The sequence below is a fragment of the Spiroplasma chinense genome (assembly GCF_008086545.1).
Classification (GTDB): Bacteria; Bacillota_I; Bacilli_A; order Mycoplasmatales; family Mycoplasmataceae; genus Spiroplasma_A; species Spiroplasma_A chinense.
The window spans coordinates 580,734-600,603 of sequence record NZ_CP043026.1 but is presented as its reverse complement, the minus strand read 5'-3'; the positions used below and the strand labels follow the sequence as shown (position 1 = coordinate 600,603).

The 19,870-nt window shown below is 27.5% G+C and carries 18 protein-coding genes; 3 read left to right on the top strand and 15 right to left on the bottom strand.

The window, feature by feature from the left end; all coding sequences use genetic code 4:
* The first annotated feature begins 64 nt into the window (after positions 1-64).
* Positions 65-595 (top strand): hypothetical protein, encoded by a 531-nt coding sequence (locus SCHIN_RS02785; protein WP_166508119.1) that lies wholly within the window; start codon positions 65-67, stop codon positions 593-595.
* 25 nt (positions 596-620) lie between these two features.
* Here the strand turns inward: SCHIN_RS02785 and SCHIN_RS02780 are convergent, their stop codons facing one another.
* The 3 genes from SCHIN_RS02780 to SCHIN_RS02770 all read right to left on the bottom strand — a co-directional run bounded on the left by SCHIN_RS02780 (position 621) and on the right by SCHIN_RS02770 (position 3,943).
* Positions 621-1,955, bottom strand: a complete 1,335-nt coding sequence (locus SCHIN_RS02780; protein WP_166508118.1) for a hypothetical protein — start codon at positions 1,953-1,955, stop codon at positions 621-623.
* Position 1,956: 1 nt separating this feature from the next.
* Positions 1,957-3,153, bottom strand: coding sequence for a hypothetical protein (locus SCHIN_RS02775; RefSeq protein ID WP_166508117.1), 1,197 nt, complete (start codon positions 3,151-3,153; stop codon positions 1,957-1,959).
* Positions 3,154-3,232: 79 nt separating this feature from the next.
* Positions 3,233-3,943: an RsmE family RNA methyltransferase gene (locus SCHIN_RS02770; RefSeq protein ID WP_166508116.1), complete on the bottom strand. Its 711-nt coding sequence runs from the start codon at positions 3,941-3,943 to the stop codon at positions 3,233-3,235.
* 105 nt (positions 3,944-4,048) lie between these two features.
* Between SCHIN_RS02770 and SCHIN_RS02765 the strand changes: the two genes are divergently transcribed.
* A complete protein-coding gene (locus SCHIN_RS02765) occupies positions 4,049-4,738 on the top strand; it encodes a hypothetical protein (RefSeq protein WP_166508115.1) in 690 nt (229 codons plus the stop codon).
* 80 nt (positions 4,739-4,818) lie between these two features.
* Here the strand turns inward: SCHIN_RS02765 and rbfA are convergent, their stop codons facing one another.
* From rbfA to SCHIN_RS02715, 10 genes are all read right to left on the bottom strand, one after another.
* Entirely contained in the window at positions 4,819-5,163 is a 345-nt protein-coding gene (gene rbfA / locus SCHIN_RS02760; protein WP_166508114.1) for a 30S ribosome-binding factor RbfA, read from the bottom strand.
* Between the two features lies 1 nt (position 5,164).
* Positions 5,165-7,036, bottom strand: a complete 1,872-nt coding sequence (infB, locus tag SCHIN_RS02755; protein WP_166508113.1) for a translation initiation factor IF-2 — start codon at positions 7,034-7,036, stop codon at positions 5,165-5,167.
* The gene (locus SCHIN_RS02750) at positions 7,017-7,355 is read right to left on the bottom strand and encodes a L7Ae/L30e/S12e/Gadd45 family ribosomal protein (protein WP_208057197.1); all 339 of its coding nucleotides are present in this window, start codon (positions 7,353-7,355) and stop codon (positions 7,017-7,019) included. The genes infB and SCHIN_RS02750 overlap by 20 nt, the downstream gene beginning before the upstream one ends.
* On the bottom strand, positions 7,346-7,618 hold the full coding sequence (rnpM, locus tag SCHIN_RS02745) for an RNase P modulator RnpM (protein ID WP_166508111.1): 273 nt from the start codon (positions 7,616-7,618) through the stop codon (positions 7,346-7,348). The genes SCHIN_RS02750 and rnpM overlap by 10 nt, the downstream gene beginning before the upstream one ends.
* Positions 7,619-7,631: 13 nt before the next feature.
* Positions 7,632-8,960: a transcription termination factor NusA gene (gene nusA, locus SCHIN_RS02740; RefSeq protein ID WP_166508110.1), complete on the bottom strand. Its 1,329-nt coding sequence runs from the start codon at positions 8,958-8,960 to the stop codon at positions 7,632-7,634.
* Between the two features lie 133 nt (positions 8,961-9,093).
* Positions 9,094-9,561 (bottom strand): isochorismatase family protein, encoded by a 468-nt coding sequence (locus SCHIN_RS02735; protein WP_166508109.1) that lies wholly within the window; start codon positions 9,559-9,561, stop codon positions 9,094-9,096.
* Between the two features lie 14 nt (positions 9,562-9,575).
* Positions 9,576-11,042, bottom strand: coding sequence for an NCS2 family permease (locus tag SCHIN_RS02730; protein ID WP_243745726.1), 1,467 nt, complete (start codon positions 11,040-11,042; stop codon positions 9,576-9,578).
* 236 nt (positions 11,043-11,278) lie between these two features.
* Positions 11,279-11,995, bottom strand: coding sequence for a hypothetical protein (locus SCHIN_RS02725; protein ID WP_166508108.1), 717 nt, complete (start codon positions 11,993-11,995; stop codon positions 11,279-11,281).
* Positions 11,988-12,653, bottom strand: coding sequence for an ATP-binding cassette domain-containing protein (locus SCHIN_RS02720; protein ID WP_166508107.1), 666 nt, complete (start codon positions 12,651-12,653; stop codon positions 11,988-11,990). The genes SCHIN_RS02725 and SCHIN_RS02720 overlap by 8 nt, the downstream gene beginning before the upstream one ends.
* A gap of 113 nt (positions 12,654-12,766) precedes the next feature.
* A complete protein-coding gene (locus SCHIN_RS02715) occupies positions 12,767-13,342 on the bottom strand; it encodes a DJ-1 family glyoxalase III (protein WP_166508106.1) in 576 nt (191 codons plus the stop codon).
* A 63-nt stretch (positions 13,343-13,405) separates the two neighbouring features.
* Between SCHIN_RS02715 and SCHIN_RS02710 the strand changes: the two genes are divergently transcribed.
* Complete coding sequence (locus SCHIN_RS02710; protein WP_166508105.1) at positions 13,406-13,840, top strand: hypothetical protein; 435 nt, start codon at positions 13,406-13,408, stop codon at positions 13,838-13,840.
* A 37-nt stretch (positions 13,841-13,877) separates the two neighbouring features.
* On the opposite strand, the gene SCHIN_RS02705 is transcribed toward SCHIN_RS02710, so the two are convergent.
* The gene (locus tag SCHIN_RS02705) at positions 13,878-14,405 is read right to left on the bottom strand and encodes a hypothetical protein (RefSeq protein ID WP_166508104.1); all 528 of its coding nucleotides are present in this window, start codon (positions 14,403-14,405) and stop codon (positions 13,878-13,880) included.
* A gap of 125 nt (positions 14,406-14,530) precedes the next feature.
* On the bottom strand, positions 14,531-19,789 hold the full coding sequence (locus tag SCHIN_RS02700) for an ABC transporter permease (RefSeq protein WP_166508103.1): 5,259 nt from the start codon (positions 19,787-19,789) through the stop codon (positions 14,531-14,533).
* Positions 19,790-19,870: the final 81 nt, after the last annotated feature.

The following is a 19,870-nucleotide window of genomic DNA, read 5'->3' as shown; positions in this document are numbered from 1 at the left end:
TTGTGCTATAATCTATTTAGATTAAACTGAAAAGCAAAAAAAAAAAAAAAAGAGGTGTTAAGATATGCGTATTAAATCAGATTTTTATAAGGAAATTGAAAACGAATTTAAAATTATCTCAGAGAGAGAACATCTAGGTAGTGGTGGAAACCAAGTAAGTAACTTGAGTGTTAAAATGTTTTATCTTTCAAAACACCAATTTAACTCTTATGATGAATTTGACCAAGCAATCGTTACTGAAATTGCAAATACACTTCAATCATTAGAGGATATAATTGTTAAAAAAGCTTTGAGTTACCAAGAACTTGCAAAAGAAGCCTACGACCAAAATATTGATCCACAAAAATGAGTAGATTTTGCTCAAAAAGAAGCACAATCATTAAGTTATGAAATGTATGATGAAAGAGAATTAAAATATTTAAGACACTTTCACATAGTTTGGTTAACATGAGTTTTCTGTGATGAAGAGTTAAAAAAATTACGTATTAAAGCCAGTCGTGACCTTTACCACCACATTGGTAAAGTTGAAAAAGATTATGTTAAAAAACGTACTGAAATCTTGAAAAACAAAGTTGTGGATGAAGAAAAATGATAAAAACAGTTCAAATTGAACTGTTTTTTTAATTATCATTTTCCATTATTCAACTTTGTTCATCAATTTTGTCCAAGGTTGTTGTTATCATTTTTAAAATAGTTTCAAAATCACTATTTCCTGCAAATGGATATTTAGCATCAAAATAAGGTTTTAAATATCTTGTTTTTGATATGTAACTTGATAGTCAATTATGAGCTAACATATTTAACTCTTCCATAGCTTCTCTTTGTTTTGTAGACTTAATCTCTTCTTTTAAACCGGTTGATAATTTTGAATAAAGTTCTTCGCTTAATTTTGTAAATCATTTTCTAAACATTGCAAAATTTGAAATTCCTGTAACTATACAAGGACTTACAAAGTATCTTTTATCTTCGTTTCTTGCTTTATCTCAAGCTATTTTAGAATAACCAAATTCATTTCCGCAATTAGTCTGAATAAAAGTTAAGTCATCAAAATTTTGTAAATCAAATATTCTTATATCTTTAAAAAAACTTGAAGGTAATGCAAAATTTGAATTAGTATTTAAAGAATATCTTGAAATATCTGCAAAAATCTCATAATTTTCAAAACTTATTTCTGAGTAATAATATGTATTTATACTTTGAAGTTTTGAAAAAATAAAGAAATATAAATTATTAATATTTACATGTTTTGAGAATCATAACTTCAAGTTTTTTATTTTAGAAAAATTCTCAACTTGTAACTCTTTTTTCTCAATATTATATTTTTGATCTATAAAACTGTTTAAACTTCTTGAAAAATATTCATAGAATCATGAAAGTAAACTGTAGTCTAAATTATAAGTATATGAAAATTCATCTTTTAAAATATAATTTAAAACTCTTTTTACTTTAAACAAAGTACCCCCACTTATTTTATTGGCAGTACAAAAAGCTTCTGTTACTTGAAGTGCTCAATCATCTTGCACTATTCCATTTCTATTAACATAATCTATTTCAAAACCTTGCTCTAATTTTCTTACCATTAAAATAAATCTAAAATTATACTCAATTCCTTTTTCACTTCAATAAACAGAAATGTAATTAGGATATTTTTTGATTTTATATTTTATAGGCATTTGTTTAAAAAGTTCTAAAATATCTTCACTAAATTTTTGGTGTTTAAAACCAGCTATTGGAAAATACTTAACAATTGCTAAATCAAGATTAATCACTTTAGATTTACTGTAAAAACTTTTATATTTAAAATCTCCAAGTTTTTTGATTGAATATTCAGAATCTTTTAATATTTGTTTAAACTTTTCATAAGTTTCTTTAATAGATTCATTAATTTTGCTATCTAGAGGAATATTTTTATTCACAGCTATTACAAAATTATTAATCATGTTAATCTTTGACATACTATTCCTCCTCTTTGTTATTTTGAATTTTAAATTGATAAAAACTTAAAAATACCAAAAATACACCAATATCATTATCACTTGGATAAACATTTTTTGAATGAATAGACATTTCTAAATCATCATATTTTTTTGCCTGTTTTTTCATAGTGTAATTTGAGCTTCCAGATGTATTTTTTAAATATGGATTTGTATCATATCAAAAATACATAGGTTCATTTAAATATTTCTTTTCAGCTACTCATTCTTTACATAAAGGCAAGTATTTATCCAGAAAATCTTTTGTACTTAAATAAGTATTGTGAAATACCCAATTTAGATTTTTCAATCTAAATGATTTATATAATTTTTCAAACAATTTTTGTTTTTTATAATAAATATTTTTAGATTCAAATAAACTATCAATTACCTTAAGATTGGGAAATAAATATTTGAAAGAGTGAGTTAATCATTCTTGAAATATATTATTCTTTGTTAATTGATATTGTAAATCACTCATTACCATTATTTTCATCATTAAGCGTTGTTCATTACTAAAACCTCTTCTAAAATTAAGTCTGATATAGAAAAATAGTATTTCAAGTTTTCTTATTGTTAATTTATTTAAAGTTCAGTAAGTTTTTACAAATTCTACTGCATTTGTTGTTTCGTAAGTATTTTTAAAACATAAAATTGGTGGATAATCTGCGTGAGTTAATCCAGTTCTAATAACGATAGAAAAACCAATTTTATCATCTTTATAAAAGTCTATTTTAATTGAATCTCTGTGTTCAACCGTCTCTTTTGAATCAGGATAAATTTTATATTTCTTTGAATTTCAATTAACTTTAATTTCTTCTACAACTTCATACTTTGATTTAAGTTTTTTATAAATTTCTTCATTTATTTCACAAATTCAACAATCTGTAAAGTGATCTTTTGTTTCAATTTCTTCTTCATAAACTGAATACATACCTTTATTTACATATTTTATAGCCAATAGATCTATTTTTGGTTCTTTGTCAAAATTATAAACACAATCTATTGCATAACTTCCTGTTTTTTTAATAACAGCTAAATTTTTAAGTTCTTTTTTAATAAAAAATATGTTTCTATCAATAAATCTTTTAAATGATTTATCAAGTTCAACAGTTTTTAATTGTTCATTTATCAATTTTACATCTGATGTAATTAACTTTGAATCATTCTTTTGAAACATATTTTTCACCTCAAAACTTATATTATTATAACATATATTAAATAGTGGTTTTTCTTGCACAATACGGATAAAAAAACAATTAAATATCTTTTTGATATTTAATTGCACTTATCAAATATAAACTTGCAGTTTCTGCTCTTAAAATATTATTTCCTAGTCCAACCTTTTTAAAACCTTTTTTAAGAAGAATATCCACCTCTTTTGAGTCAATACCCCCTTCTGGTCCAATTACTATGCTTATCGAGTTAAATTCGGCTTCTAAAAGTGCTTTTAAAGGTTCTTCTTTAACCTCTTCTCAAGCAACTAGATTTATTTGTGAGTTTGAATCAATTTTGCTTACATTTCTTATTATAGGTTTTATGTTTGGGATGCTATTTCTTTTTGATTGCTTTGCAGCATCTTTACAAATTGAAGTTCATCTTTCAATTTTATTACTTTCTTTTTTTTCTTCAATTTTAACAACATTTCTAGAAAATTGAACTGGATAAATATTTGTAACCCCAAGTTCTGTAGCCTTTTGTAAAACAAAATCTCATTTTTGTTCTCTGATAATTCCCACATAAAGATCTATTGTTATATTTTTAATATCTTCTTTTACTATTTCAATTATTTCAGCTAAACATTCATTATCAAAAAAATCTTTAATTTCACATAAGTATTTTTCCTGATCAAAAATACAATAAATTTGTTCTCCAACATTTAGTTTTATAACATTTTTTATGTGATGAAAGTCACTTTCTTCAATTAAAAAAGTATTATCATTTTTTCTACTAACAAAAAAACTATGCATATTTTTTTCCTCTTACTAATTTTTTTTATTATATAATAATATTGTTAAGTTATGATTAATTGAAATCCAAAAAAATATTTATTTTGATTGGAGAAACTTACAAAAATGAAAAAGACTGATGAATTTTCTAACGTAGAAAACTATGCAAGTATAAAACCTTGCGAACTTAACAACATAGACTTAGATTATGAAATCAGCAAACTTTCTAAAACAAGCAGACGACTAAAATTAAGAACAGAAACTCTTAATATAACTATGGTTAGTTTGTTACTAAGTATGTCTACAGCTGTTGGTCTATTAACAGTCATAATACCTTTAGGAATCACCTCAATTAATGTTGGGTTTGTATTCAAGTATTATGTAATAGCCATAAGCTTTCAAGTAGTCGGTGTATACTGGGGTATGATTATAGGTTTGTTAGATGGATTTTTACAATTTATTATATTTGGGGGCGACCCTTTATTTAGAGTAACCTCATCATTAGGATTGATGGCTTGAGTGTTCTTATTCTGATTATTTTTTGATAAAGTATTTAGAATTTACTCAAAAGATGAATCATTAAGTAGAATGATGGCAGCGGTTGCTGGTGGATTTGTAGTATTATTGCTACAACCGTTAATTAGTGCTATTTTAGCTTACTTTAGAAGCTTGGTAGTCAGTGGAAGTGCTGGATATAGTGCTTTTACATTTTTTAACACATGAATTGCATTAGGTGTATTTGACCTTTTTGCAGTAATTTTATTTGTGTTAACAACATATAGGATTCAATTAATCGCAGCTAAATACAAAAGTTAAAACAAACCTTTCAATCGAAAGGTTTTTTTATCCTTAATTTGACAAATAAAAAACTCTTATAAACAAGAGTTTTTGTTGTTTTATTTGATTTCTTTAAGAATTTCTTCAATCTTGTTAGCATTTTCAAGTGCGTTATCGTACTCAAATTTTAATTCAGGTACACTTCTCATTTCAACTTTTCCTGCCAATAACATTCTGATTTCTTTTGCGCATTCACCTAGTTCTTCTTTGACATCTTCTAAGTCAGCTTCACTATCCATTGTTGAATAAAATACTTTTGCTTGACTCATGTCATTAGTTAATCTAACTTCATGAACTGATAAACTGTTTACATATTCAGTATCTGGAAATTCTCTTTGAAGAATTAAGTTTAATTCTCTAAGTATTGTAGACTGTGCTCTTTCCAATTTAATATCATTTGCCATATTACTTCACCTCTTCTACTTTGTATGCTTCTATTATATCATTTTCTTTTAAATCATTGAAGTTCTTAATTGTAATACCACATTCTTGTCCTTCTCTAGCCTCTTTAATGTCATCTTTTTTGTTTTTTAAAGAAGACATTTCACCAGAATAAATAACAATTCCGTTTCTTAGAATATGAACTTTTGAACCTCTTGGAACAGTTCCGGACATAATTCTACATCCAGCAATTGTACCCACTTGTGAGTGTTTAAATAGTTCCCTAACTTCTGCTTCTCCAAGTGATTTTTCTTCCATTACTGGATCTAACATACCTGTTGCAGCTTCTGCTATTTCTTCAATTAATTTATAGATAATATTGTGTAATCTAATATCTACACCATCTTCTTCAGCTTTTTGTCTAACTTGAGCGTTTGGTCTAACATTAAATCCGTAAATTAAGGCATTAGATGCCATTGCTAAAGTAACATCACTTACTGAAATTGCTCCAACTGTTGCACGAATTACGTTAATTTTTACCCCTTCAATGTTAATTTTTAACATTGAGTTTCTAACAGCTTCAACAGTACCTTGGGTATCTGCTTTTAGAATGATGTTGATTGATTTTAATTCTCCAGCTTCAATTTGATTTTTAATAGAATCTAAAGTAAAACTTTGGTTTTTTTGTCTTGCTTCATTAGCTTGTTTTTCAGCTTGAGCTTCAGAAATAGTTCTAGCCATTTTCTCATCAGAAATAACCATAAATTTATCTCCAGCTCTTGGCACTTCATTTAAACCAATAATAACTGCAGGTTGTCCTGGAACAACAGTTTTAATTTTTGCTTTATTTTCGTTTTCTATATCTTTAATTGCACCAAAAGTACCTCCAGCAACAACTATGTCTCTTAAATTTAAGGTTCCATGTTGTACTAAAATTGTTGCAATAGCTCCTCTTGCTTTATCCAAGTGAGCTTCAATTACAGTTCCACGAGCATATTTATTTGGATTTGATTTTAAGTCTTTAAACTCTGCTATAAATAGTAAAGTTTCAAGTAAAGAATCTAATCCCATTTTTGCTTTCGCACTACCTTCGATAAATGGAATATCTCCGCCATACTCTTCTGCAACTATTCCAAACTTCATTAATTCCATTTTAACTTTGTTTGGATCTGCATCTGGTTTATCACATTTGTTTACAAATACAACTATTGGTACATTTGCAGCTTTAGCATGGTCAATAGCTTCTTCAGTTTGAGGCATAACCCCATCATCTGCAGCTACTACTAAAATTACAATATCTGTAACTTCACTTCCTCTAGCTCTCATTTCTGTGAAAGCTTCGTGACCTGGTGTATCAATAAAGGTAATTTTATTACCGTTAAGTGTTACTTGGTAAGCACCAATATGTTGAGTAATTCCACCAAATTCACCTTCAGTTACATTTGCATTTCTTATAGAATCAAGTAAAGTTGTTTTACCATGATCTACGTGCCCCATAATTGTAACTACTGGTGGTTTTGTTTTTAAATCTTTTGGATCATCTGCTTCATCAAAAGTTTCGAAAATATTTTCTTTTGTAACAGCTGTTTCCTTTTTAAAGTCATATCCAAATTCTAGACATAACTCTCCCATTTGCTCTTCGGTTAACACTTGATTTTGTGTAACCATACTTCCATTTGTAAAAAATCATTTTACTATTTCTGCAGGACCTTTATTAACTTTTTTTGCAAAATCTGCAATAGAAAGTGGTTCTGTATATACAAAAACACCATCGATTAAACCAGTTTGCTTTGTTTCTTTTAATTTACTTTTAAGGTTAGCGGTATGAGCCTTGGATTTGTTTTTGGCTTGTTGCTTTGCATTATTAGCTGGACTCTTATTTGTTTGTTTTGCCATAATCTACATCTCCTTTGCTTATTTTTGACAATATTAACTTTTTGAAATTTCTATCTTCAATTCCAATTGCTTTTACATTATCTTTCCCAATTGCTTTATTTAATTCATCAGTATCAAATAAACCATTAAAAATTTCAACTTCATAAAATTTACATTTGTCATTTATTTTTTTTAATTGTGATTGTCCCATGTCACTTACAGTTAACACAAGACATATTTTGCTTTTAGTGATTTTTTTAAATAATGTCTCTCCTGAAACTAACTTATTGGCAGATGCAGCCATTCCTAATGCATTTAATAATTCTTGCATTAATCTCAATTATTTTTGATTTCTTCTAATAACAAATCAAAAATCCCTTCATCAACTTTAGTTTTTAATCCTCTATCCAATGCTCTAGTTTTTTTCACCTTTTCAAGTGCTTCTAGAGTTGGGCGGATATAAACACCTCTACCATTTGCTTTTCTAGTTTGATCAATAAAAATGTGTCCCTCTTTATCTTTAACTATTCTAATCAATTCCAATTTTGGAAACATTTTGTTAGATGAAACATCTTTTCTTAGAACAACATGTTTATTTTCCATAATTTAAACCTCACTAATTTTCGTAATATGTTTCAAATTCTTCAAAGTCAACAGTGTCATCTTCACTATCTTTTGCAATTTCTTCAAAAGCACTTGAGTAATTTTGAATTTCATCGATTGAAGTTTCACTTACAAAAGTTGATTCTTCATTAAATGAATTTTTATTTTTCTTTGCAAAATTTTCACTAGCTGATTTTTGTTTTCTTTTTAAAATGTTATTTAAGAATTCAGGTGTTTCAAGTTCTTCTTTTGTAATGTTACCATTTCATAAGATTTCTCTTTCTTTTTCTTCTGCACCTTCTAATGAAAGAATATTAATTTTAGTATTTACAAGGTTTGCAACAAGTCTTGCTGCCATCCCTCTTTTACCAATTGCTAATGATAATTGTTCGTTTGGAACAACTACAAAACATTCATTGTTTTCTTCATCAAATTCAATACTTATTACTTTAACTGGTGCTAAAGAGTTCATGATAAATGTACTTTGATCTTCATTTCATAAAACAATATCAATTTTTTCACCATTTAATTCTTTAGAAATTTCTTTAATTCTTGCTCCAGCAGTACCTACACAAGAACCGATTGGATCGATTCCTTCTTCGTGTGAGTAAACAGCTATTTTAGAACGTTTACCAGGTTCTCTTGAAACTGATTTAATTTCTACAATTCCTTCAGCAATTTCAGGTACTTGAGTTTCCATCAATCTTGCTAAAAAATCAGGGTGAATTCTTGAAGCTTGAATTTGAGAATGTTTATTTTCTTTTGAAACTTCTTCAATATAGAAACTAATTCTATCTCCTTCAAAAAATTCTTCACCAGGAATCATTTTTTTATTTCAAATTGGAATAATTGAACCTTCGACATCAATTAAATAGTTAGTATCTGTTACATATTTAACAATACCACCAACCATATCGTGTTCTCTTCCTAAGAATTCTTCATATATTTTATTTTTTTCACCTTCGCGAATTTTTTGTTTGATAATTTGTCCAACTTGCATTACAGCAAGTTTTGAAAAGTTTTCATTAAATGGTACTGGTTCATAAACTGTATCTCCAACAGTTACATCATCACCATATTTTTCTTTTGCATCATTTAAACCTAATTCTAATCATTCATCTTCAATTTTTTGAACAACTGTAAGTTCTTTAAATACTCTGATTTGACCTGATTGTTCATCAATGTCAACTCTTACAATAGCTTCAGGGTCAAAGAATTTTTCATAAGCTTTTTGAAAACCTTCTCTAATTCCTTCAAATACTATTTCTTTTTCTATTTTTTTCTCATCAGCAATACTGTAAATTGCTTCTAATAATTTAGCACCATCGATCATGATACCCATTTCCTCCTATAAATTGTTTCTAATTAAGTATTTCATCAAATAAATTGAAAAGAAGACTTACGCCTTCTTTTCGATATGAAACTTGACAATTTAATTATAATCTATTTATTTATTTTGTCTATATAAAAATAGATTATTTTACCAGTTCTTCAATGATAGTTGCTTTGAACCCATGTTTTAATGCATCTTGGTAAGTTGCATCAACACAGTATTGTTTAACAAGACCGCAAACTTCAACTTCGTCCACATTGTGTTCTTTTAATCAGTCTTCCAATGGTTGTGCGTCTGATTGTCTATTGAAACCAGAATAGCTGTCTCAATCAACTTCAACACCTTTTTTAACTATATAATCTGCTTGATTCAAATCTAGCAATATTTCAGCTCCACGAGTATTTTGGACACAATGTGGAGGTCAAATATCAAATGAACAGTGATTTTCAGGGTGTCAGTCCATTGTATAAACTACTGGTAAGTTATTTTCTCTATATTCTTTTACTTTCTTTTCAATACCATCTTTTAAAGTTTCCCCTTCGGGTCAATATAATGATCCTTTTGGATCTGCAAAATCATATTGATAATCTACTACTATTAATGCTTTCATAAAATAATTATACATTATTGGATGAAAGCAAACGCTACAAAGTAACCAATAAACAAAATACTTAACACTCAAATTACTGGATGAACTTCTTTGGCTTTTTTATTCCCAATACATCCAAGAGTATATGTGATAAGTCCCATTCCTACTCCAACAGCAATATTATATGTAATTATCATAAATAGTATTGTAAAGAAAGCTGAAAGTGAAATTTCAGGTTTCTTTCATTCTATCTCTGTAATATTTCCAATCATAATGATTCCAATAAATACAGTGGCAGCTCCACTTATTGTGTCGGGCATCATTTTAAAGATTGGGAATAATAAAATACTTATTAAAAATCCAATAGAAGTAATAATACTTGCAAAACCAGTTCTAGCTCCTTGTGAAATTCCAACACAACTTTCAGAATAAGCTGCAGTATGCGAAACTCCAATTAATGAACCAATAATTGATGAACTACCATCAATTAACATTGCAGAATCTGGAATTTCTTTTGGATCTTTGATGTTTCTGTTAATTTCATTGCTAACAAGAGTTAAAGTTCCTGTTGCATCAAAAAATGTTAATATAGTAAATACAAAAGTTGAAATATACATTGTAGGATTTTTTCAAATCTTAACATTTCCTATTTCATCAAAAGTAGATTTGATATTAAATGTAAAACCACTTCATAGGTCTTTGTAATTTCAATCTTTCTTATCAAATACTGAATTTCCAAATGAATTTGTAATTGCTTCACTATTTTTAATTGTATTTGCAAGTATAACTGCAATTACAAAACCAATTACCATCATTAATGCAATTGGTGCTACAAATTTTTTGTAATGTAATAAAATTGCTCCAAACAATACAAGTGTTCCTAAAATAATGGCTGGATAAAACATTTTAAAGTTATTTAAGTCAGCAACAGGTAAACCACCAAGTGTTTTAACTCATCCCATGTTTGTAATTCCTACATATGCTATAAAAAACCCAATACCAATTCCAATAGCTAAATGCAGTGATTTAGGTAATGCTTTAATTAACATTGTTCTAACTTTTGTTATAGTAATAATACAAAATAAAACTCCAGATATTAAAGTGGCAAATAAAGCTCCTTCATATCCAATTCCATTAGCAGCAACACTATATGTAAACATAGCATTTAAACCCATACTTGGAGCAACTGCTATTGGCACATTTGCACTAATCCCCATAATAAATGTTGATAAAAAAGAAATGAAAGCAGTTGCTAAAAATAATCCAGATATAGACATATTTGCTTTGCCTTCACTTACACTTACAGCTGATGATAAAATTGAAGGTTCTACTGACAAAATATAGACCATAGCTAAAAATGTACTTACCCCTCCAATTATTTCTTTTTTTAAAGAAGTATTTAGTCTTGAAAAACCAAAAAACTTGGCAATCATACTATTATCGGCATCATTTTTAATTTTTGATTTACTAGCTTCACCAATAACGTTGTTATCTTTTTCCATTTTTTCCTCCATTTTTCTTTTTTGTAAAATGAAAATAAAAAAACATTTTCAAAAAAGAAAAGACTTTCTATTTTAAAAATGTAATTAAAAAATAACTTGTTTATAGAATTTTTTCAATAAGGCAATTCATAGCATCCAGATCGGTCTGGCGTAGAGACGTTAACCCATTATGTTAACTTATACAAATTACTCCTTAATTACCCTATTATTTTAAATGATATTTTTTATTTTTATTATTATTTTTTTAATCTTTTTAGAGAAAAGATTGCAAAACTAATAATTAAAGAAGTATAAATCAATAATAAAGCTATTGTCAAACCTAGTTGAAAATCTGTCAATATTCTATCTCCTGAAATATGATGGTGAAGTATCACCATACATCCATAAGGTGTTAGATATTCCAACATAAAATCTGTATTTCTTCAAGCTAATGCAAAAGGAAAAGTCATTCCAGAAGAAATTAGAATAAAGAAGAAAACTAGCGACGCTAATGGTGCAGCATATGTAAACGAAGTCACATATTCTCCAATTATTAACGAAATAAAGAAACCTATAATAAAAGCAAATTGAGGCATAAAAATATATATTGCAAAATTTGCTGTTGTAAATTCTACTCCATAAGCAGAAACACCAATTATTATTAATAGACAAATTAAAAACTCAAAAATTAATGTATTAACTAAAAGTGAGGTTATAACATATTTTTTTATAGCACCTTTAACAACCAAATAATGTTTGATTCTTTTTTCAACTTTATCAGATGCAAAATTAAGACCAAAAGTCATAATAGTAATAGTTAAAGCAGGCAATAACAGAAGTGCTAAAAATTGTTGTCCTACTAAACGACTTCCAGATAACTCACCAAACAATATTAATAAGACTACAGGTCAAACAATAAGAAAGAAAACATTTATAGGATTTTTTAATATTCTAAATAATTCAACTCTAAACATTGTGACCAAAAACCTCCTTAATTTGTTTTATTTTTTCTTCATAAGTTCCTGTTATCTTTTCATCCTTAAAAACGCTTCCATCTTGTAAAAGAACTATTCTATTACATAAATGTGCTATTTCTTCTGGATTATGTGATATTAACAATAAATTCATATCATTATTTTGAATTTTTTGTTTTATTATTTCTATTATTCTTACCCTTCAATCGTAATCTAAAGCTGTTGTTATTTCATCTAACAACAAAAAATTAGGTTCATTTAATAAAGCTATTAAAAATTTGAATTTTTGTTGTTGACCACCACTTAATCTTTTATATAAGTTGTTTTCAACTTTAAGTAAGTCATATTCTTCAAATATTTTTTTATGATCCATTTTTATATTGTACAAATCACAATATAGATAAAATATGTCTTTAATTTTACAATCTGCTACAAAATTACAATCTTGAAAAACTGCATTATAAATGTAATCTTTCTTGTAGTTCAATTCACCTTTATAATATCCTTTAACTCCAATTAAAATTTCTGCAAGAGTTGTTTTTCCAGCCCCATTTAAACCAGCTAATGCAATTTTATCTTTGTCATTTATAATTAACTCTTTAACATTAAGAACTTCTCTTTTTTTATAAGAGAGACTTAAGTTTTTTACTTCAATCATTAAAATTCTCCTTCAACAAACAAATTAATTTTATTTGTAGTTTAATTTTATCATTTATGGGCGGTAATTATTTTCACAAAAAAAATCATTCTAATTCTAGAATGATTTTTAAATTAATAGTTGAAAACTAGAGTTTCGTGTAAAGCTAACATTTGTTCAGTTGTAGTAAATTGATCTACAATTTGTAATCCAAATTGTAAAGCTCCCCCAATTGAACTTCCTGTGATTATATTTCCATCAGCAATTGCACTCATATGCGGTTTTTTTACTGCATTATCAAGATATTTATCACATCCAGGGTAATGAGTTACTTCAACTTTATCTACAAGTCCTAATTTACCTAAAATTTGAGGTGCTGCACAAATTGCAGCAACAACTTTGTTTGCTTTTGCATGTTTTTCAACTGCACTCATTAATGTTTCTGAAAGCATTAAATTATCAACTCCAGGTTGTCCCCCCGGCAACACTAAACAATCATATTCATCAAAATTAATTTCTTGAATAGTTTTGTCAGCATTTATTGATAATTTGTGAGCTCCCTCAACTGTTTTTTTATCATTAATAGATACTAAATCTACAACTGGGAATGAACCTTTAAATAACGCTTCAGCTCTTCTTAAAACATCAGCTGTTGCTATCATTTCTGTTTCTTCAAACCCTGTTGCTAAAAATATTGCAACTTTTGCCATAATTTTCCTCCTTATAATATATTATATATAAAAAAATAGTTATAATTAAGTTAGGTGATTACTTTGGGATTATTTAGAAGCACAAAACAAATATTTAGAATTTTAAGAGATACAAATGATAATAGAGCTTTGGAAAGACAAAGAAATATTGACAAAGTTTATCAGTTAGTCTTAAATAATGAAATTCAAAATATAAATATAAGAAACATTACAACAATGAACCAAAAATTCAATGCTCTTGTCTTTAAAGATAAGTTGAATTATTATTTGGGTTATCGTTTTATTAATTTAAAGGGTTTTAATTCTTTTGGGTTTAAAGACGATGTAGATCTAATTTTTTGTGACAAAAAATACCAAGTAATTGAAACTTATTCAAACTTTAAACCTAATAAAGTTACTGAGTATTTTAAAAATGGAGCTGTAGTTTATGTTTTAGCTAAAAACATGAACAAATATTTAGACATTAAAATAAAAGACATTATTAAAATTTCAAAATAAAAAATCTACACTTTTAAAAGTGTAGATTTTATTTTATCTATTTTAATTGTGTTGTTCCCAACATAGACATAGCTTCAGTTTTAACTTTATCTCAGAAATTTACCGCTAAGAATTTATCTACAACTCTTGCTGAAATGTGTAGTCCTTCAAAGTTAAAGTGCATATTACTGTAACGCAGTGTAATGTGTCCAATAGTAGTACTTAAGAAATCATAACCATCCATAATTAAATCTTTTCCAGACTTATCTTTAAATTCAGGGTAACCATATTGTTTGTATAGTGTTTCTCTCATTGTTTCAATTCCAGGATTTCATCATTCTGATAATAAATATTCTCTAAGTCTTTGAAGTTTTGCTTCTCCTTCTGGACCTAGTTCTTGTCAAACTTTAACAACCTCTTCTTGAAAGAATTGAGGAAAACCTTTGATCCCAGCTGCTAATGATGGGAAGAAAACTTGAGTTGGTTCATCTTTTTCAAATGTCCCAATATGACATAAAAATCATGGTTCATCGAAACTTACCACTCCTAGCTGATCTGAATTCAATTGATATACTTTTTCGCTCATATTTTTTTCTCTCCTTAAATACATAACTATTATAACACATTTTTTCTTAATATTTCATATATTGTGGCTACTATTATATCACTAATAAAAAAATAAAGTTATAATTTAACTTTATTTTTTTAAATTTAACTTGTGATAACTGTTGGAGATTCTTTTCTTATTTTTCTAGTAGTAATAACTATCGCTACTACAAAACAAGAAATAATAATCATTGCAGCCATAAATGGACTTCACCATGTTATTCCATAAGGAATAGACATGACTTTTTTGTTTATAATCGAAACAAGTCCAAATATTGTTAGATAACTCAGAGCACTACCAATCAAGAACGTCATTGTTGAAAATACACTTGTAAATCCAAACGTGTACTTGATAATCTCTAGATTTGAATAACCAAGAGATTTAAGAACTAACATGAATTTTTTGTATTGATTTACATAAAGATCTGTAATCAAAATAATAGATAAAGTTGAAACTATAATAACAAAGGCTATAAAGAATACACCAATTGTCATAACCAGATTTTCAATTTGGTTAATTAAGTTTCTCTGTTCACTCAAGAACACTTGATCTTTCATTTCTACAAGAGAAGTAAAGGCACTTGAACCATTCAACTTATCTTCACCAATTCTTGGGTTTTTAGTTGTTGAAATTTGAGTTGTAATGTAGTATGGTTCACTTGCTGTTGAATAAACTCCATTATATCAAGCATTTGGTCTATATGATTTTTGTTCATCATTTAGTCCATATACATAATCTGTACCACTACGTTCAGTAATTAATCTTTCTGGAGTTTTTAAATTATAAGTATTAATTTTAACTCCATTTTGTGTATAACTTCCATTATTAGGGTTATTTCAATCTTCTGGTGTTGAATCAAAAGGAATATATTTTTGAATTGAATATCCATTAATTAAGTTTGCAAGATCTTGGTCCACGATTAGTAAATCTGATCCATAAATTTTAAGTTCACCTTTTTTAACTAAATTAATTTTTTGTACATTACCATTTGATAAAGTTTTTCAATCCATTGAAACATCTTCAAGTTTAAATGGATTGTCTGATGAAGTAAATGCAGCTTGTAAATAACCTAATTTAGCATTTACAAGTTCTCCAGCTTCATCTCCTTGAAGGTTTTCTTCAGTTTTATAGTAAGTATCACTTGGGTCAAAGTATTTTGAATAAGGTCTAATTCAAATGTAATCACTAACATTTTTTCCTAATGTTGCATTTCAATCATTTCTAGTTGTTTCAGGTACTTCACTTGCTTTAACTTGACCGTAGAAAGTATCTCTGTTTTTAACTGAACCTACATTTGCTATGTTATCAAATTTTGCTCCAAGTTCTTTTGGAATAAATAACATAACATTATCATATTGATAGTAAGGTCTTATTTGAGCTTCTAATTTTTCTTCACCATTAGAATCGTAACTTGATTGAATATCATAGAAAGCAAATGAATCGTTCATTATTTTGCTTACATTTTTACCTCTGTTAAATCCTTGTGTATATCCACCATCTTTGTAATTGAAAATTGGTTGGAAAGTAAATTTACTTGTTTGTAAATCCGCTGGATTTAATCAATGTTTGTCAACATAATTACTTTTTATAATACTTGATTTTAATTTTTCATTTCCAGTTGCATAGTTTACATAATCACTATCGTCATACATTCAAGCTGAATTTGGAATATTCATTCCATTTTCTGAAATTAAAATTCTTTTAGCATTAACATCTAAGTTATTGATTAAATTATCAGTAATATTATAATTTCGAATAGCTTCACCGTTAACGATCATTGGAATATTTAATTCACGTTTTGAAGCATCATATACTTTTTCACCATTTATAACAATGTCTTTAGCTTCACCAGTTCCATGTAAAATATTTTCAATTTGACGATATTGGTATTCACTTCCAAATATTTTTTTCTCATTATTTGAAATATTAAATGCTGTTTGGTCTGAAGGTAGACCTGTTATTTGAATGTGTTCTCCATTTGCATTACCTTTAATTGAAGTATAAAGTGTATCTACCCCTGGAATATATGTATTAAATGTTCAACCAAATTTATATTGGTTATATCTGTTTTCAGAAATATTTAAATAATTTTTAATGTATGAAGGAACATCTGAACTAATAATTTCAATAATTTGATCTTTTCAGTTACCTGAAAGTTGAGCTTCATTTCCTATAACATTTTTTAAGATATCTGGTAATCCATTTGTTAAGAAGTCAGAAATTTGAGTTATTTTTAATTTTCTATCTTCAAAATTATCAAATCGTTCATCAGTTGAGTGAATTATCATTTCAATAATTTTCTGGATTTCTCCAATTGAAATTCCTTTACCAAGTAATTCAGAAATATTATTACCAAAAGTACTTGAAATTACAGAAATTAAGTTATTGTCCTCTTCGCTTGATACTACATTTCCTTCATCGGTATGATTCAAGACAGCATTGTAGTATCAATTGTAGTTTATGCTTCCATCTTTTTCACCCATTACCAATGTAGGTAATACTGAATTGTCTTGAATAGACATATTAGAAGAAATAGAATTAGCTATTTTTGAGAAACTAGTTCCAAATATACCATTTGAATCTGTATATTTATCTTCATAATATTCAACACCTTGTCATGGTGATAAAGCTGTTTTTGAGAGTGGTGCATTTCCTAGTAATTCAATATTCTCAACAGAGTTTGCATACTTAACATTTTTATAATATGAACCTACCGTTTGTTGAATTACTCCAGGTATTGCAAGACATAAAGTAACAAAGAAGGTTGAAATAAATATTGTAACCCCTGTTAATAATGTTTTTGAGAAACCAGAGAAAGCAAGTTCTGTACTAAATCTTTTTGAAAAACTCATTCTACTTGTCATAGAATTTTTGATTTTATCAATCAATTCATAACGTTTAACTTTTTCTTTTTTATTAAGTATTTCAATCACTGGTTTTTTGTTTAATGATATGGCAACAATATATGAAATTATTATTGAAAGAACCCCAAATAACATGACCGCCAACAAGAATGGCAAATAGTCAAAGAATATATTTAAATACGATCCTGTCATATATGATAAAAATATTTGAACTATTATTTCTTGTAAAAACATTGCAGCTAATCAAGAAACTGGAACAACAACAAATGTTGTGATTAAACCATATGAAATATATGATAAAGAAATTAAACTTGTTTTAACTCCCATAGCTTTTAAAATAGCAATTTCCCCAGAGTTTAGTTCGATTGTTTTTTTAACAGCCAATATCATTGCATAAAGTGCTATTGCTGCAATCACTGAACTTGCAATTCCAGAAAATAGATTAAAGATAAAGATGATTTTTGGTGCTACAACTCAGTTGTATTTTAAATTTGAGTCTTCAAAACTTGATAACTCTTCACCAGATCTAATCGCTACATTTGGAGCATCTTCACCATTTGAAATTTTGTTTTTCACATTAAGAAATTGTGGTATATCTTTAACGCTTTGCATTTGCAATGATTCATAATCTTTTTTTGCAACTTCAGCATTTACACCATCTTTTGCTGTAAGAATTGTATAAACACTTCTTGAAGCAAATTTTCTAAAGTCATCTGTAAATATTTTATTAATTACTTCCATATCAGCGTAAAGAATTAAACTTTTACGACTGTTTGGTAGGAATGTGTTTTCATCAGAAACTGGATAATATGTTAGAGGATCTGAAGCAAAACCTGTAATAGTAAATTCTGCTCCCCCTACTGAAAGTCTTTGTCCAATTTTGATTTTGTTTTTGTTTGCATATTGAGGATTTATAACCATTTCATCATTTGACAATGGTGCTCTACCATCAACGATTGATAATCTTTCTCTTCATAAATCATCAAGCACAACCATTCTGTACTTCATTTCTTTTGTACTATCTGTTAGAGAAATTTCAGCTCTTTGTTCAACTCTAAATTGAGTTGCGTTTCCTAAAATTTGATTTCTTAAATAAAAAGTTCTAATGTTATTTACGTTTTGGAAAGTTACATTATCTCTATCTGCATAATCTTCGAATCCAACAAAGTGAGCTAAAACCTGACTTATTGATAGTTTTGCATCTTCTAATTGAAGAAGTTTTTGACCATTAGTTCTACCAATTCTTGATGGTAAATTACCATCAGCATCGAATGGAGCCACTATTTGAATTAAACTTCCTCTATTTCCATAGGCATATTTATTATCCCTATTATTTAATAATAGATTTTTATCAAAATATTCTTTATCACCAGTTCCATAGTTAACTTTTTCAACTCATGCTAAGTTATTTCCTTGTACTACAAAATCACTTGCTTTTTTTGAAGCTGTTTGACTATTGTGTTTTGAACCCATAATAAATTCATATAACACTTCTGCAATTTCTTTATTATTTTTATTGTTTTCATAGAATTCAAAACCTGCTAAATCAGCAAAGTTAGCATTAAATTCTTTTGCTAATTGTTCTTTTGGACTATCGTTACTTTTATCTGCAATTTTTACAACAGCTTGATCAATAAAGTTAGATAGATACTCATTTGCATTATTTATTACACTTGTCAATACAGTGTTAAATGCTGTAATCATATAAATTTGATATTTGTTTTGATTATTGTCAAAATCTAAAGAAAAATCATCTTTTTTAATTAAACCAAGATTTTTTAATTTATAAAACGCAGAAGTTTTTAAGTACGGTGCGCTTTGCCCTTCTACTCCATTGTAATTAAATAGATCTTCTAAGAATGAAGTTACCATGTTGTTCATAGCAACAGTTGCAAAGTTATTGAAACGTGAAGACCCTGTGCTTCTAACATCTCTAAACATTAATGAACCATTCATTACACCTTGATTATATTTATCATAGTTAGTTTTATATGTAACACTATCTTTTTCATAATTGTATTCATAATGAAAGAAAGGTTCTAAATAATTATCATTCGCAAACAAATCAAACATTGCATTTTGAACTTCTTGAGAATCAAATGCAGTTGATATAAATGTTTTTTGGTAACTATTTAGATAGTCATTTCTGGTCAGGTCTTTCAAATCTTTAAAACTATCTAAATTAGAAAATTTAGAAGAATCAATTAAATTAAAGTTGTATGATAATCCCTCGTTTAGCGGATCTTCAAGACCTTTATTTAAATAATTAACAGTTAAAGCTTGTGAATCAATAAAATCAACTAATGGCACCATTTTTGGATCTTTAGTTGATTGAGAACCAACTTCTCTTGAAGTTATGTAATCAAATTTATCCATTTTTGAAGTTATTGAATCATAGTTTTGTTTAATTCTACTTGAGGCAGATAATGAAATACTTAAAATCATTGTTGCAATTGATGTCAAAATAACAATCACATAGAATTGCACCTTAAATTTCATAACTCCTCTAATACCTTGTTTAAGGTATAAAAAAATACTACTTATTTTCATCTTTTATTCCCACTTATCTTTAATATCTTA